12 protein-coding genes are annotated in these 15914 nt (G+C 73.9%); 4 read left to right on the top strand and 8 right to left on the bottom strand.

Annotated features, from left to right (window positions below):
• The first annotated feature begins 6 nt into the window (after positions 1 to 6).
• A complete protein-coding gene (gene leuE / locus ACZ6EG_RS13840; protein ID WP_391969841.1) occupies positions 7 to 660 on the top strand; it encodes a leucine efflux protein LeuE in 654 nt (217 codons plus the stop codon).
• 79 nt (positions 661 to 739) lie between these two features.
• Here the strand turns inward: leuE and ACZ6EG_RS13835 are convergent, their stop codons facing one another.
• Both ACZ6EG_RS13835 and ACZ6EG_RS13830 read right to left on the bottom strand, forming a co-directional pair.
• A complete protein-coding gene (locus ACZ6EG_RS13835) occupies positions 740 to 1699 on the bottom strand; it encodes a class I SAM-dependent methyltransferase (protein ID WP_391969840.1) in 960 nt (319 codons plus the stop codon).
• Between the two features lie 241 nt (positions 1700 to 1940).
• On the bottom strand, positions 1941 to 2849 hold the full coding sequence (locus tag ACZ6EG_RS13830; RefSeq protein WP_469604406.1) for a class I SAM-dependent methyltransferase: 909 nt from the start codon (positions 2847 to 2849) through the stop codon (positions 1941 to 1943).
• Positions 2850 to 3231: 382 nt separating this feature from the next.
• Here ACZ6EG_RS13830 and ACZ6EG_RS13825 point away from each other — a divergent pair, with 382 nt between their 5' ends.
• Positions 3232 to 4320 (top strand): acyltransferase, encoded by a 1089-nt coding sequence (locus ACZ6EG_RS13825; protein ID WP_469604403.1) that lies wholly within the window; start codon positions 3232 to 3234, stop codon positions 4318 to 4320.
• A gap of 81 nt (positions 4321 to 4401) precedes the next feature.
• Here ACZ6EG_RS13825 and ACZ6EG_RS13820 read toward each other — a convergent pair whose 3' ends face one another.
• The 6 genes from ACZ6EG_RS13820 to ACZ6EG_RS13795 all read right to left on the bottom strand — a co-directional run bounded on the left by ACZ6EG_RS13820 (position 4402) and on the right by ACZ6EG_RS13795 (position 12954).
• Positions 4402 to 5757: a polysialyltransferase family glycosyltransferase gene (locus ACZ6EG_RS13820; RefSeq protein WP_391969837.1), complete on the bottom strand. Its 1356-nt coding sequence runs from the start codon at positions 5755 to 5757 to the stop codon at positions 4402 to 4404.
• A gap of 3 nt (positions 5758 to 5760) precedes the next feature.
• Positions 5761 to 6726: a glycosyltransferase family 2 protein gene (locus ACZ6EG_RS13815; RefSeq protein ID WP_391969836.1), complete on the bottom strand. Its 966-nt coding sequence runs from the start codon at positions 6724 to 6726 to the stop codon at positions 5761 to 5763.
• Positions 6727 to 6879: 153 nt separating this feature from the next.
• Positions 6880 to 9192 carry a polysaccharide pyruvyl transferase family protein gene (locus ACZ6EG_RS13810; protein WP_469604399.1) on the bottom strand — a complete coding sequence of 771 codons (2313 nt, stop codon included), beginning with the start codon at positions 9190 to 9192 and terminating at the stop codon, positions 6880 to 6882.
• The gene (locus tag ACZ6EG_RS13805) at positions 9189 to 10454 is read right to left on the bottom strand and encodes a hypothetical protein (protein ID WP_391969834.1); all 1266 of its coding nucleotides are present in this window, start codon (positions 10452 to 10454) and stop codon (positions 9189 to 9191) included. Before ACZ6EG_RS13805 ends, ACZ6EG_RS13810 begins: the two co-directional genes overlap by 4 nt.
• Positions 10455 to 10612: 158 nt before the next feature.
• Positions 10613 to 11968: a polysialyltransferase family glycosyltransferase gene (locus ACZ6EG_RS13800; protein WP_391969833.1), complete on the bottom strand. Its 1356-nt coding sequence runs from the start codon at positions 11966 to 11968 to the stop codon at positions 10613 to 10615.
• Complete coding sequence (locus ACZ6EG_RS13795) at positions 11965 to 12954, bottom strand: glycosyltransferase family 2 protein (protein ID WP_356602025.1); 990 nt, start codon at positions 12952 to 12954, stop codon at positions 11965 to 11967. Before ACZ6EG_RS13795 ends, ACZ6EG_RS13800 begins: the two co-directional genes overlap by 4 nt.
• Before the next feature lie 198 nt (positions 12955 to 13152).
• Here ACZ6EG_RS13795 and ACZ6EG_RS13790 point away from each other — a divergent pair, with 198 nt between their 5' ends.
• Positions 13153 to 14496, top strand: a complete 1344-nt coding sequence (locus ACZ6EG_RS13790; protein ID WP_469604394.1) for a DUF6716 putative glycosyltransferase — start codon at positions 13153 to 13155, stop codon at positions 14494 to 14496.
• A 134-nt stretch (positions 14497 to 14630) separates the two neighbouring features.
• On the top strand, positions 14631 to 15905 hold the full coding sequence (locus ACZ6EG_RS13785; RefSeq protein WP_391969831.1) for a cytidylyltransferase domain-containing protein: 1275 nt from the start codon (positions 14631 to 14633) through the stop codon (positions 15903 to 15905).
• The last annotated feature ends 9 nt before the right edge of the window (positions 15906 to 15914 follow it).

Genomic DNA, 15914 nt, shown 5'->3' with positions numbered 1-15914 from the left:
CCCTCCATGTTCGGCGTCATCGATCTCCCCACCTATCTCGCGGGCCTCGCTCTGATCATCCTGCTCCCCGGCCCCAACTCGCTCTACGTCCTGTCCGTGGCAGCCCGCCGCGGCGTGCGCTCCGGGTACACGGCCGCCGCCGGGGTCTGGTGCGGGGACATGGTGCTGATGACCCTGTCGGCCGCCGGGGTCGCCTCCCTGTTGCAGGCCAACGCCCTGCTGTTCGGGATCGTGAAGTACATCGGCGCCGGATACCTGACGTGGCTGGCGATCGGGATGATGCGGGCCGCCTGGGCGATGTGGCGGACGCGGCGGGAGCAGACCCCGCAGGGCGCCGGCACCGAGTCCGCGGCCGACGCCGAGCGGCCGTTCCGCCGTGCCCTGGTCGTCAGTCTCGTCAACCCGAAGGCGATCCTGTTCTTCGTCGCCTTCTTCGTGCAGTTCGTCGACCCGGGCTACGCCTACCCCGCCCTCTCCTTCGTCGTCCTCGGCGTCTTCGCCCAGCTCGCGAGCTTCCTGTACCTCAGCGCCCTGATCTTCAGCGGCACCCGGCTGGCCGCGGCCTTCCGCCGCCGCAAGCGGCTGTCGGCGGGGGCCACCTCGGCGGCGGGCGCGCTGTTCCTCGGCTTCGCGGTGAAGCTGTCGGTGGCGAGCGCGTAGCTCCGCACGGACCACGACCGGCCCTTCGAGGAAGGGCCGGTCGTGGTCCGTCGTCGTGCATCGCGGGACTCGGGGCGGCCTACGGCCTCCGTGCCGTCCCGCCCGTCTTCGCGCGCCGCGCCGCCCGGTACCGGCGCACCGCCCGGGTGACGACCGGGGGCAGCAGGTCCAGCGCGAGCCGGCGGGTGCGGGGCTTCGCCGGGCGGACCGACGGACGGGCCTGCGCCGCCTCGCCCGGCAGGGTGTCCGGTCGCCGTGCCGGTGCATCGGGCGCCGGGTGCCGTGAGGCCGGCAGCGAGGGCGGCTGCATCCGCTTGCCCTTGGCGCGGGCCCGGACCAGCCGGTGCCCGGCGGCCTGCTCCACGGTCACGGCGACGTCGTCGCGTCCACGCAGCGCGGCGAGCAGCTCCTCCTGGACGGGTTCCGGATCGCCCCAGGTGGCGTACAGCTTCTGGCTGCTCAGGCAGACGGGACGCAGTCCTCGGTTGAGCACGGCCTCCCAGGCGGCGACGGCGACCCCCGGGGTGTGCTCGCTGCGGAAGTCGTCGAGGACGACGATGCCGTCCGGCAGCAGCAGTCGGCGGGCCGCGCCGATGTCGCCGTGGACGTGCTCGTACAGGTGCGAGGCGTCGATGTGGGCGAAGCGGCAGGTGCCGGGCCCGACCTCGTCGGTGATCGTGGAGCTGACGTCCTGGACGATCCTGGGCAGGGTGTCGTGGAAGGAGAGGTAGTTCCGCTCGAAGGCCCGCCGGGTGAGCGTGGAGTACGACTGCGCCGCCTCCGCCCGGTTGGCCGCGTCCGGCGGCTCCGTCTCGAACAGGTCGCAGACCGTGAGCGTTTCGCCGTCCCGCAGATGGTGGCCCAGCAGGATCGCGCTCTTGCCCAGGTAGGCGCCCAGTTCGAGCAGGTCGCCGCGGGTGCCCCGCCGCTCCTGACGCTCCAGGAACCAGGAGAACAGCACCTGGTCGAGCGGCCAGAACCAGCCGGGGACGTCGTTCAGGTCGCCGGGGTACGTGTGCGTCTCTTGCGCAGTGGCCATGCAGGGAGGATGCCTCCTCGCCGGCCGAAAAGAGGTCGGCGCGCGCGATCTGGTGTGAGGAAAATCGCACGAATCGCCCAACGTGCTCGCCTCGGCGCCTTCCGCGACCGAGACGCCCAGGTCGCCCGGGTCGCCCAGGGGCGCGCGATCTGTCCCGGGCGCCCCCTGCGTGCGGCGGATCGCGCGATGTGGGCGTCGGATCGCGCGTGCCCGCGTCGGGTCGCGTCCCCGACGCGCCGGCTCAGGCCGCCCGCAGGTACGCCGAGTGGGCCGCCTTGCCCAGGTAGGTGAGGCGCGTGTCCTCCTTCAGGTGCTCGTCCAGGGCCTCCTTGATGCCCTTCCAGTTGGGGTCGCCGTAGTCGTCGAGGACGACGATCGCGCCGGGCGCGGCGATCTCCTCGGCCCACTGGAGGTCCTGGCGGACGCCCTTGGCCGAGTGGTCGCCGTCGATGACGATGACGCCGTACGCCCGGTCGGAGACCGCCTCCCGGGTCTCCGGGTCCTCCGAGAAGCCCTGCCGGATGCGGGCCGCCGCGCCCGCCGGGCCGGCCAGGGCGAGGTTGGTGCGCACCGCGTGTTCGTCGACCGGGGTGCCCGTCGGGTCGGGGCGCGGGTTGGTGCCCGGCTGGAGCTGCACGCCGGCGAAGGGGTCGACGATGGTCAGGCGCGGGCTGCGGCCGTCGCGCTCCAGCATCCGGATCAGGCCGGTGGAGAACATGCCGTACAGCGTGCCTATCTCCAGGATCTCGTCGTTCGGCGGGCCGAGCAGCGGGATCGTGCCGAGCTTGCCGCAGATGTTCATGGTGCCGCCCGCGACCCGGCCCACGCCCAGCGACTCCAGCGCCACGAGCAGCCGGTAGGCGGTGGCGACGTTGCGCTCCGCCGCGTCGCGGTCGCCGGACAGGGCCGCGACCTCGACGTGCAGGCGCTTGAGCGGGCCCTCGGCCACCACGCGGGACAGGCCGCGTCCGTGGGAGCCGAGGAGCAGCTCCGAGGCGAGCCGGTGGGTGGTGGACTCGCGCACCGCCTCCCGCACCCCCTCCCGTACCGCCGAGCGGACCTGACGCTGGACGCGCTGGTCGATGAGGTCCGCCACGGGACGCAGCAGTCGCCGGGAGACCGGACTGCGGAGCAGGGAACGGCTGTTCATGGGCAACGACCTCAATCCGTCACGGAGGTGAACGTGTGGGTACGTGGAACGCCTGTGGGGTGGACGGGGCCAGACTAGGGAGGACCCCGGACGGAAACCGAGCCGTCCGAACGGGCCACCGGGGGAACTCTTGCGGAACGCCGGATGACGCGGCGGTGGCGGCACCCGGCGTTCACCGGAAGGTCACGCGCGCGTGGCCGATGTTCATCCCGGACAGGTTCCCGGTGCTCGCCGCACCCTCGTAGCCTGCACCGATGTGCGCCGCGCGGCGCCGCCACCGGGAGTGCGCGCGGCGCCGGCACCCCACCCCTCCCGGGCCCGGCCGGAAACCGGCGGGCCCGCGCGTCCTGTCCGGGAGTGAACACCCATCGCCGCCGAGCCCATGACCGCCGCCGAGCCCCGGCGCGGCCCCGCACCCGAAGGGGCCCCCGCGGCCCCGCGCCCCCGGGGCGAGCACCGCCACGACATCGACCTCGTCCGGGTCCTCGCCTCGGTCGGGGTCATCGTCTGCCACGCCGCGGGTGAACTCATGAAGTCCGTGGACCGCACCCCCTCGGGAGGCGGCCCCGTGTACTGGACCGCGCTCGTCGGGGACGCGCTGAGCCGGTGCGCCGTGCCGCTGTTCTTCGCGATCGCCGGCTGGGTCGTGCTGAGCGGGGCCCCGCCCCGGGACGGCGGGCAGGTCCGCAGGCGGCTGACCCGTATCGTCGTGCCGATGGCCGTGTGGACCGCCGGCTACCTGCTGTGGGACTGGGCTCGGGACGCCAACTCCGAGCCCACGCGGGACCTCGCACGGGACGCGCTGTTCGCCTCGGTGCGCCCCGCCTTCCACCTCTGGTACCTGTACGCCTACGTCCCGGTCGTCCTGCTGCTCTCGGTCGTCCTGCTGATCCGGGCCGGAAAACGGCCCTGGGGCGCGGGCGCCGTCCTGCTCGGGCTGGCGCTCGCCCCGACCCTCCTCGGCGACCTGGCACGCCTCCTCGACGTCGAACGCCCGCCCTTCGCCTGGCAGTTCGGCGTCTACCAGATCGTGTACGCGGTCACCGGTGCCCTGCTGCTGTCCCTGCCGGGTGCCGCGGTCGCCGGACGGGGCAGGCGCCTGCTGTGGCTGGCCGGCGGGCTGTGCGCCTGGGGTGCGGTGGCCGTGTACGAGCACCGGGTGCACTTCCCCGGCCCGTACGGCTCCGTCGTCGTGGCCCTCCTCGCGGGGACCCTGCTGATGGCCCTCAACCGGATCAGGGTGCCGGAGCGGTTCCGTCCGCTGCTGGGCCGGCTGGCCGGGGTCTCCTTCGGCGCCTACCTGGTCCACCTGCTGTTCCTGGAGGCTCTCGCCCCGCGCGTGGTGTCGGCGGACGCCGGCTGGCCGGGTGCCGTCGGCGCGCTCGCGGGGCTGACGGTGGCCACGGTGGTGCTGTCCTTCGCCGCCGCCCTGCTGTGGACGCGGCTGCGGCTGGGCCGCTGGCTGGGCTGAGCCCGGAGGGAAACGCCGGAGCCCCCTTCTGCCATGCGGCGGAAAGGGGCTCCGTTGCCGTCGGCCGCGGCCGCGCCCGGGTCACTTCCTCCCGGCGCCGCGCCGTACCGCCCTGCGCACCACGCGCCGGGCCCGTCGCACCTGGAGCTTCGCGCGCAGCTGCGGGCGGCTGCCGGGCAGGCCCAGCTCGGTCAGCCGCAGCTCCGGGAAGTAGTACTCGGGGACGCCCGCCAGGTTGGCCCGCAGCCAGGCCTCCGTCGGCTCGCGCAGCTCGGCGTACGTCTTGGGCTGCATGCAGAACCCGATCGCCCGCACCAGCGGCGACAGGGACGCGGGGGCCGCCTCCACCCGCGCCGGGGCCTGACCGATCTCCAGGTCGGGCACCAGGTGGTCGACGACGGCCAGCGGCACGCGGTTGCTGTTGGGGTACGGCTTGAGCCGCTCCGTCACCAGCGCGGTCCCCACCCGGGCGATGGGGACGTCGTAGTAGGCCGAGGCGGTCACCATCGCCGTGGAGAAGCAGCCGACGACCAGTTCGGGCGCGCAGTGGTGGTACAGCGTCTCGGCCAGCAGGGGCGCGTCCAGCACGGTGAGCCGGACGCCCGCGTCCGCCGCCGCCTTGCTCAGCGCCGTCGTGTAGCCCGCGGGAGCCGTCGGGTGCGGCTTGAAGACCACGGACCGGTGTCCGGCGCGCGCGGCTCCGGTGAGCATGCGGACGTGGAGGTCCTCCTCCTCCTGCGCACTGAGGATGTTGATGGCCGCGAGGTACTGCCCGAGCAGCACCGCCGTCGGGCGCTGGGCCACCACGGGCGCCAGCCGGGGGTCGTCGGCGGCGTCCCGGGAGATCTCGTCGAGCACCGCGCGGAACGCCGCGTCCGGGACGACCTCGGGCGCCACGCCGAACTCGGAGAGCAGCAGCGGCGTCAGACCCGGGATCAGGTCGAGGTGGAGCAGCCGCCGGATGCGGCGCGCGAGGGTCAGCGGCAGCTTCTCACGGGTCGGGCCGTAGCTCATCAGGCCGTCGGCGTACACGTGCAGGGCGGCCTCGGAGAAGATCGCCGCCAGCGCGCGGGCCGGGTTGACCTGGATCGACTCGACGGCCAGCTCGACCGGCTCCCGCTCGCCGATGCCCCAGGCCAGGCGGAACGCCTTCTGCCACAGCGACACGTCATTGCCGCGCGGGCCCCAGGCGCTCGGGTGGTGCGGGCGGATCGCCTCGTTCCAGCTGATCACCGAGTCGAAGCGGCCTGATATCCGCTCGTAGCCGTGCATCTCGTCGAGCCGCAGCGCGGTCTCGGGTATCGCGGCGTTGTTGGACACCAGCAGGACGCGCCGGGCTTCGTCGCGCGGCCCGAACAGTCCCGCGTCGAGCGCCGCGGCGAGGGTGGCCGCTCCGTACAGGGTCGACACCTGGAAGATCTGGGTCTTGTGGGGCATGGGTCAGGCAGCCTTCCGGCCGTCGCGCAGGCGGCTGAGCAACCTGCTCCGAGTGCTGTCGATGGTCCTGAGGGTCTCCTCCAGCACGTGCTGGGGCATGCGGTGCAGCGCGTCCCGTGCCTCGTGCCGCAGCCGCCGCGCCGCCGACGCCTCGTACTCGTTCACCTTGCCGAGGTGGAAGGCGATCATGGCGCAGTACGTCCGTACCGCCTTGGGGAGGAAGCGTTCGGCCTCCGGGTCCCGCAGCAGGTCCTGAAGGAGCATGTCGTAGGCCGGGATGAAGTCCAGCTGGCGGGAGTCCTTGATCTGGGTGAGCGAGGTCGCGACGCCCCGCCGGTAGAACACCCCGTGCAGGCCGACGGAGGCGTACGAGGCCGCCTTCAGGTGCAGCCGCCAGATCCACAGCCGGTCCTCGGCGGTGCGCAGTTCGGTCGCGAAGCGCATCCCGCCGTCGTCGAAGAGGTGCCGGCGGTAGATCCCCGCCCAGACGAAGGGATAGTCGACCATCGTCTCCATGTGGGGCGGCGCTATGCCCTCGCGCGGGTCCATCACCGTGTTGCGCAGGGGCGCCGGGGGCCGCCGGATCACGCGCTCGGTGCCGGTGGCCTGGACGTGGTCGGTGCGGGCGAAGTCGCAGCCCAGCTCGTCGGCGAAGGACACCAGTTCGGCGAGGTAGCCCGGTCCGTACCAGTCGTCGCCGTCGAGGAACGTGACGTACTCGCCCCGGGCCGCGTCGATGCCGCTGTTGCGGGCCTGGGCGATGCCCATGTTCTTCTCGTGCCGGATCACGCGCGCGGTGGGACGTTTCTCCGCCCAGCGGTCGATCGCCCATGGGGTGGAATCCGTGGAGCAGTCGTCGACGAGCAGGAACTCGAAGTCCGGGTCCGCGTTGTTGGCCAGACTTCTCAGAGTGCTCTCGGCGAAGGCTTCCACATTGTGCATGGGGACGACGACGGACAGTTTCGGCACGCGGGCCTCTCACGCTCGAAGGTTGGAGAGAAAATCGGAGATTGGAACAGGCTAGCTACGCTCCCGAAGTCAGCGGTGTCGAAAAGGGCGCGCGAAGGCGAACTCCGTTCGCAGGGGAAGTGAATTCTCGGTGTAACGGGATGTTCCGGGCGCTCAGGACGGGCCGAAGGTGTTCCGCAGTTCCTCGATGTTCGACCGGGTGGTCTTCCACAGGAGTTCCTGCGCGCCGTGCACGTCGGCCACGGCGGCCGCGTGGTGGTCGAGGATCGCCGACGCCCGCTCCGCGAGCCGGGGGCCCAGCTCCCGGTCGTGCACGGACAGCCCCCACTCCGGGCGGCCGATGTCCGACAGGAAGTACGCGAGCTTGGGGTGCGAGACGAGGCTGAGGATCGGGGTGCCGCAGCCGAACGGGATCATCCCGGCGTGCCCGCGCATCCCGATCACCAGCCGCGCGCGTCCGTACAGACCGCGGATGGTGTCGTTCGACATGTCGTACAGCTGCTCCACGGGCAGGGCGATCCCGTGCTCCCGGCGCAGGTCGTGCACGAACTTCTCGTCGGCCGGCATGTGTGCCGCGTACCGTACGTCGGCCCGGTCCCGCAGACTCCGCAGCGCCGTGGCCATCTGCGTGAGGAAGTGGCCGTAGTCGTGGCCGAACCGCAGGCCCGCGCGGTCGTAGGCGCAGTTGACCAGGACCGTGTCGGACCGCTCCACCGAGGCGAACCGCTCCGGGTCCAGGTGCCGGGCCACCGTGGTCGGACAGGGCTGGTAGCGCACCCGGTCGCGCAGCCCCGCGGGGAGCAGCTCGCGGACCCGGTCGATGGAACCGTGGTTGCGCAGCCCGAAGAACGCCGACCGCTCGACCAGGACCCGCAGGCTCTCCGCGAACCGGCTCCGGCGGTAGAGCTGCCCGTCGAAGACGTTGTAGCCGACCGCGAACACCGCGAGCGGCGCGCTCACGCGGGCCAGCAGGTCGTTGGGGACGTTCCACTGCCAGTGGCTGTTGCCGTTGGGGGAGGTGTCCGGGAGGAAGAGCCCGCCGCCTCCGACGACGATCCCGCGCCGCGCGTTCAGCTGCTCCAGCGCCTCCTCGTCCACCAGCCGGTGCACCGGCTGCCCGTACCAGCGGCGCGGGCCCGTGTCGGTGTCGAAGCAGCTGCGCACCGCCTCGGGCAGGACCTTGTCCCCGGCGTTCTCCTGGCCCTCCGCGAACAGCGCCACGTGCGCGAGCTGCCGCGCGGCGTCGTCGGCGGCGTCCGCGTCGGCGTCCGGTCGTCGCGGCTCGGGCACCCGCGGACGGGTGCGTACGTACCAGCCGTGGCAGCCGCCGTCCGTCGGGTCGGCGTCCAGGCCCTCGCGGGCGTAGGCGTGCGCCTCCGCGTCCCGGCCCCACAGCCACGCCAGGCGGGCGAGCTGGGCGAAGGCGCGGGGAGCGACGTCGGGGGAGGCCGCCGCCAGCAGCAGGTGCGCCTCGGCCTCGTCGTAGCGCGACAGCGCCATCAGGCAGACACCGAGCGTCTCGTGGCAGCGCGGCGCGTCCAGCCGGTCGCCGACGACCGGGGCGAGCACCGCGACGGCCTCGTCGTAGCGGCCCTGCTGTCGGTGGACGTCGGCGACCGTGCGGGCGAGGTCGAGGGAGGGGCGGGCGGCGAGCAGGGGCGGCGCGCAGTGCGCCAGCAGGTCGGGGTGCTTGCGGCCGGGCAGGGCGCAGTAGGCGGCCCGGAACTCCTCGTCGCCCAACTCGAAGCGGCGCCGCGCCTCGGTGGCCGGGCCGTACCCGGGGGCGTCGGTGCCGACCGGTCCGGTGAAGCGCAGGACGGCCACGTGTCCGGGCACCGGTGTGTCGTCGTGGAGGCGGCGGGCGAGGAAGTCGTACCGGGCGTCGAGCTCGACCAGCGCCCCGGTGAGCGCCGGACCGAGGTCGTCGCCGGTGGCGTCGCCGAGCCGGTCCGCCAGGGCGTCGTCCACGTCGGCACGCTGGATGACCAGGAGACCGTCCGGCAGCACGGCGCGTCGCTCCCCGGCCTCCCCGGCGCACAGCACCTGCCGTACGGCGCCGACGCCGTGGCGCATCCGCAGCAGCTCGTCGAGGGCGCCGAGGACGACCATGGCCGGGGTGAGGGCGACGACGGTGTCGTACCCCTCCAGCCGGAAGACGTCCGTACGGTCCTCGGCCCGGCGCGTGACGAGGCGCGGGTGCAGCCGCCGGGCCGCGTCGAACGAGGAGTCGGGCAGGCCGGGGTGGAGGACCACGAGGTCCTCGCAGACGCCCGGGTTGGACAGCGCCAGGCTGCGGATCAGCGTGGCCAGGCCGGGCAGGCCGTCCCGGTCGGTGTGGACGGCGAAGGCGATCCGGCGACGGCCGGTGACGGCGCTCCGGTCGTCCGCGACGGAGACCGGGGAGCCGGGAGCGGAGGCCCCGGGAGCGGAGGAGCCGGGACCGGAGGACTCGGGGGGAGGGGTCATCGCAGGGCGATCCTCATCTTGCTGTCGTCGACGTGCGTGGCGCGGTCCATGACCCACTCGGCCTCCTTCGGCCGCAGCCGGCCGGGCAGGGTGAAGCCGATCAGGTCCAGGCGAGGACTCGCGTCCAGGAAGTCCAGGAGCCGCAGGACGGTGAAGGCGGTGGTCGGCGCCGGGCCCCAGCCGTCCTCGCCGAGCAGCGCCGGGTCGCTCAGCGGCCGGCGCAGGGAGGCGTCGCCCACGTGCTCCTGCGCCCCGGGCACGAGCCGCTGCCGGGTGGCGCGGCGCCAGCCGGCGGCCGGGTCGCCGAACACGAGCCGGACACCGGCCCGCTGCGTCCAGGCGGGCCCCTCCCACGGGGTGTCGCCCCGCAGCGAGACGGCGTGCAGCCCGGTCCGCTCGCCGGTGCCCCCGGCACGGATGCGGAACGCGTCGCAGCGCACCACCAGGTCGTAGCGGTCGATCTCGGCGCCGAGCGCGCTGCCGGCCACGTCACCGGCGTTCGCGACCAGGCACACCGTCCGCCCCGCGACCAGTCCCCGCAGCCCGCCGACACCGATCGGCGTGCTGCCGCCCGGCGCCGGGTCCGGCGACGCGGGCCGTTCGACGAGCCGCCGGTAGCCGCCGTACAGCTCCAGCAGGCGCCGCACGGCGGGGTCGCCGGGACCGTGCTCGGCCACCCGCGCCCGCACGTACGCGGCGAACCGGGGAGCGATGACCGCGGTGGTCGTGTCGGGCTGGTCGAGCAGCTCGCGCAGCGGGGCGCCCGCCTCGGGGAAGAGCGCGAGGGCCGCGTCGAGGCACGCTCGCCGGCGGCGCAGGGTGTCCGTCCTGCGGGCGACCTCGGGCGCCGGGGTGCCGCCGTTCAGCAGCGCGGTGTAGCGCGCGTAGCACTCCAGCGCCTCGTGGCCGCGGCCCAGCCCGTCCAGGGCCAGGCCGCGCAGCCGCCACGCCCCCTTGGAGCGCTGCCGGATCATGGCCGAGGTCTCGGCGACGCCCAGCGCGAGGACCAGTTCGCGCTCCCCGCCGGCCTCCAGCGCGCGCTCGCCGACCTGGAGGAGGGCGTCGAAGGGGTCGGCCGACGGGCTGCCGAGGGAGGCCGCGAAGGTCCCGATGGCCTGGGTGAGCCGGACCTGCGGGGGAGCGGACCCCGCGTCCCGCGCCGCGAGGTGCTCACCGCACAGGCGCATGCCGCGGGCGTACAGCGCCGGCTCGGCGGCCTCCTTCTGCCGCGCCTTGAACAGTCCCGCCAAGGGCTTCGTCATGCCTTCCACCGTTCTCCGACCGGAGGCCGAATGTGCCCCAGAGCGACGGGCCGCGGGTGGCTTCCCGGCACACGGCGGGTGAACACTGCCCCGCATGCGGGCGACCGGAGTCCCCGCTCGCCCGCCCGCGGGGTTCCCGGCGCCCCTACGTCACCGCCTCACCGCCCCATCGAGCGGCGCAGTGCCCGGGCCCGGCGGACCACCTTGCGGGCCGTGGAGTTGTGCGGCAGGAAGCCCAGGCGGGCCGGGATGCCGCCCGGGAGGCCCAGCGAGGTGAGCCGGCGCTTCTTGAAGTAGCGCCAGGTGCGCGCGTCCAGGTGCTCCCGCAGAAACCCCTCGGCCGCCGGCCGCAGCTCCGGCAGCACCCTCGGCTGCATCGCGAACCCGACGGCCCGCACCAGCGCGGCGAGCGTTTCGGTGTCCATGCCCCGCCGGCCCTCGGTGACGGCGGCCGGGTCGGCCAGGTCGGGGAGGAGCGCGTCGACGACGGTGGCGGGGACGCGGTTGCTGTTCTCGTACGGCGTGAGCCGGTCCAGCAGCGTCTCGGTGCCGATCCGGGCCACCGGCAGGCCGTACAGCGCGGACGCGGTGAGCAGGGCCGTGGAGAAGCAGCCGACGACCAGTGCCGGACGCGTCCGCTGGAACAGCACCTCGGCGAGGACCGGCGTGTCCACCACCGTGAGGTCGACGCCGAGCCTCCCGGCCTCCTCCTCCAGGGTCCGGGTGAAGCGGGCCGGCGCCGTGGGGTGCGGTTTGAACACCACCCGCGTGTGCCCGAGCCCGGCCGCGCCCGTCAGCATCCGCACGTGCAGGTCCTCCTCCTCGTCGGCGGAGAGGATGCCGAGCGCCGACAGGTACTGGCCGAGCAGCACCGCGGCCCCGCCGGTGTCCGGCAGTCTCGTGCCGGGGCCCGCCGGCTGCGCGCCGTCACCCGCCAGTTCCGCCAGCACCTTGGTGAACGCCGCCGTCGGCACGACCTCGGGCTCGACGCCGAACTCGGTGAGCAGCAGCGGCGTGAGCCCCGGCACCAGGTCGAGGTGGAGCAGCCGCTCCACGCGCGTGCCGACCAGCGGGGCGAGCTTGGTGCGGGTGGGCCCGTAACTCATCAGGCCGTCCGCGTAGACGGTCAGGGGCGCGTCGGTGAAGATCTGCGCCACCCCGAGCGCCGGGTGCACCTGGATCGACTCCACGGCCAGCGCCACGTCGTCCTCGCCCAGCCCCCAGGCCAGCCGCAGGTGCCGCTCCCACATCGGCACGTCCTCCAGCCGCGGTGACCAGCCGCCCGGGTGGAAGGGGGAGACGGCCTCGTTCCACGACACCACGTCGTCGAAGCGGTCCCGCACCCGCTCGAAGCCGGGCATCGCGTCCACGGACGGGGTCGTCTCGGGCGTCGCCGCGTTGTTGGAGACCAGCAGGATCCGCCGGTCGGCCGGTGCGAAGCAGCCGCTGTCCAGGGCCGCGGCGAGCGTGGCCGTGCCGTACAGCGTCGACACCAGAAAGATCTGCGTGGTCACGCCGCCACCCCTCCGTCCGTCCGGTCCGCCGTCGCGCGGCGGCGCAGGCGCCGCAGCCGCGTGGCCCGCTCGGCGTCCATCGAGCCCAGTACCTCGTCCAGCGCGTCCTGCGGCATCCGCCGCAGCGCCGCCGCGCTCCTCGCGCGCAGGGTCCGGGCCACCGCGGGCTCGAACCGCTCGATGGAACCGAGGTGGTGGGAGATGATCGCGCAGTACGTACGCACCGCCTTCGGCACCAGCCGCCCGGCGTCCTCGTCCCCGGCCGCCCCCGCCAGGACCTCGTCGAAGGCGCGGATGAAGTCGAGCTGGCGGACGTCGCCGATCTGGGTGAGCGAGGACGCCACCCCGCGCCGGTAGAAGACGCCGAGCAGCCCGGTCACCGCGAAGGACTCGGCCTCGCGGTGCAGCTTCCAGATCCACGGCCGGTCCTCGGCCGTGCGCAGCCCGTCGGTGAAGTGCAGCAGGCCCCGCTCGACCAGCCGGCGGTGGTAGACACCCGCCCACGCGTAGGCGTAGTCGACGGAGGTGGTCCGGTGGGCGGGCAGGATCGCGTCCCGCGGCCGCAGCGCCACGTTGCGGCGGCCGTGCGGTACGCGGTGCAGTGTGCGCACCCGTCCCGTGCACTGCACGTGATCGGTGCGCAGGAAGTCGACGCCGAGCCGCTCGACCGCCGCCACCAGCCGGTCGTAGTGGCCGGGCGCCAGCCAGTCGTCGCCGTCCAGGAAGGTGAGGTACTCGCCGCGCGCCCGGTCGATGCCGGTGTTGCGGGCGGTCGCCAGGCCGCCGTTGCGTTCGTGTATGACCAGCACCGCCCCCGGCAGCTCCCGTTCGGCCCGCGCGAGGAGGTCCGCGGTCCCGTCGGTGGAGCAGTCGTCGACGAGAATGAATTCGAAGTCGTCCCGCGCGTTGGCGCGCAGACTCCGCAGGGTGTCTGGTGCGTATTGCCGGACGTTGTAGAACGGCACGATGACGGAGAGCTTGGGCACGTCAGTGACGTTATGCGGCGGCCCGGCATGCGGCTTTACCTTGGCCTTGATACGGGGTGAACGCGGCGTGGCGAAGCGGTGAAGCGAACGTTTTTCCGGGCGCCGGGCGGCCTGATCACCTATTCGGCGATGTGCTGTTCACCCTTTGTTGGATTGCGGTTGGGCCGGTCCTAGAAATGGCTTCCTAGCGTCTACGGCGTGCCAGCAAGTGCAACGAAGGCCCTGCGAGTCGCCGTTCTGGCGGACTCCGACACCCGGTGGAAATGGGGCGCGCTCACCGCGACCCGTATCTCCCCCGGCGACACGGACATCCGCCTCGACGGCTACCTCCTGCGCGGCCGAGCCACCCCCACCCCCCGCCAGCTGCGGGAAGTCGGCGTCACCGCGGACTCGCTCCGCGAGGTGACCGCCGTCGAGTTCCTGCGCGCCATGGGCGACGCGACGGGCGAGGAGTCCTACGACGTCCTCGTCCTCGCCCTGGTCGGCGGCGGCGTCCAGGCGACGCTGCACGGCCTCGGGCGCATCTGGCGGGACCGCGCCGACCGCCCCGTGGTCGTCACCGGCTACGTCGGCGTCGTCTACGAGAAGCTCGCCGACGGCCTGCTGCTGCGGCACGGCGCGGACCTCGTGCTCGCCAACTCACGTCAGGACGCGGACCGTTTCCGGGCCGTGTACGAGGGGGTGGGGGCCGACGCCGCCGCGGTGACCGAGGTCGCCCTGCCCTTCCTGGGCGGCGCCGACTACACCGGGGAACCGGACCGCGAGGGCGGGCAGCGCCCCTACACGGTGGTCTTCGCCGCCCAGCCCTCCGTGCCGGACAACCGCAGGGACCGCACCTACCTCCTCGAACGGCTGATCCGCCACGCCCGCCTGCACCCCGAGCGCGAGGTGCTGCTGAAGCTGCGCTCCAAGCCCGGCGAGCACACCACGCACATCGAGGAACTGCCGTACCAGAAGCTCGTGCAGCGGGCCGACCCGCCGCCCAACTTCCGGCTCGTCTACGGGCACATGGGCGAGGTCCTCGACCGCACCGACCTGCTGGTCACCATCAGCTCCACGGCCGCACTGGAGTCCCTGCACCGCCGCATCCCCACGGTCGTCCTCTCCGACCTGGGCGTGCGGGAGGCGCTGGGCAACCACCACTTCGTCGGCTCCGGCTGCCTCGCCTCCTGGGAGCAGCTCGACGAGGGCCACCGCCCGGTGCCCGACCCCGAGTGGGTCGCCCGGCAGGGAGTCGCGGCCGACGGCGGCTACGAGACCGCCTTCGACGAGGCCCGGGAACGCATCACCGGGCTGCTCGGCCGCCCGGGCGGGCTCCCCCCGCTGGCCCCGTACTACACGACGGTCACCGCCCCCGGCTATCTCCCCGGCGTCCTCGCCCGCCACCACCTGGGCCCGGACGGCACACCCCTGCCCGGGGCGCCGGCCGCCGACAAGGCCCCGGGCCCGGTCCGCCAGGTCGTACGCCGGGCCGCCCGCGGCGCCTACCGCCACGGCGTCCAGCGGGTCGCCCCGGTGATCCGGCGGATGGGGGAGCTGTGAACGGCCCGACACCCGGGACCCCCGCGGCTCCGCAGACACCTGAGACCCCCGCGGTTCCGGCCCCGCGGACCTCCGGGACCCCGGAGGTCCCGGCCCCGCAGACACCCACGACGCCGGCGCAAGGAGCAGAACCCATGTCCAACCCGGAAGCGGGCCGGGGCGCTTCGATGCGCCGCGTGCTCGCGGTGATCCCCGCACGCGGCGGCTCCAAGGGAGTGCCCGCGAAGAACCTCGCCCCCGTCGGCGGCGTCCCGCTGGTGGCCCGCGCGGTGCGCGAGTGCCGGGCCACCCGCCTGGTGACGGACGTCGTGGTCTCCACGGACGACCGGACCATCGCCGCCGCGGCCCGTGAGGCCGGCGCCGAGGTCGTACTGCGGCCCGCCGCCATCGCCGGTGACACGGCCACCTCGGAGGCAGCCGTCCTGCACGCGATGGACGCCCACGAGGCCCTGCACGGCGCGGCCGTGGACGTGGTGCTGCTCGTGCAGTGCACCAGTCCCTTCCTCGTCCGCGAGGACATCGACGGCGTGGCCGGAGCGGTCGCGGAGAACGGCGCCGACACCGCGGTGACGGTCGCCCCGTTCCACGGCTTCGTGTGGCGGGACGGCACCGGCGAGGGCGACGGGGAGGAGGGCGGACACGGCGTCAACCACGACAAGTCCTTCCGCCCCCGCCGCCAGGACCGCCCCCAGGACCTGCTGGAGACCGGCGCCGCCTACGCCATGGCCGCGCCCGGCTTCCGCAAGCACCAGCACCGCTTCTTCGGACGCACCGAGCTGGTCCGCACCGACCCGGCCCGCGTCCTGGAGATCGACGACCCGCACGACCTGGCCCGCGCCCGCGCGCTGGCCCCCCTCTTCGACGAGGCCCGGCCCGGCACGCCCGCCGCCGGTCGTCTCCCCGCCGCCGCCGACATCGACGCGGTGGTCCTCGACTTCGACGGCACCCAGACCGACGACCGGGTGCTGATCGACTCCGAGGGACGGGAGTTCGTCTCCGTGCACCGCGGCGACGGACTCGGCATCGGGGCCCTGCGCCGCAGCGGCCTGGCGATGCTGATCCTGTCCACGGAGGAGAACCCGGTCGTCGCCGCCCGTGCCCGCAAGCTCCGGCTTCCGGTCCTGCACGGCATCGACCGCAAGGACCTCGCGCTCCAGCAGTGGTGCGAGGAGCAGGGCATCGCGCCCGAACGCGTGCTCTACGTCGGCAACGACGTCAACGACCTCCCGTGCTTCGCCCTCGTCGGCTGGCCCGTGGCGGTCGCGAGCGCCCACGACGCCGTCCGCGGCGCAGCCCGCGCGGTCACCACCGCCCCCGGTGGCGACGGCGCGATCCGGGAGATCGCCGGCTGGCTCCTCGGCCCTTCGCTCGACTCCCTCGACTCCCCCACGATCACCCAGTCCAAGTAAGGAAACCCC

The organism is Streptomyces sp. NPDC041968 (assembly GCF_055589025.1).
Note: the sequence above shows the minus strand (reverse complement) of the source record. Positions and strands in the feature narration are given on the sequence as shown.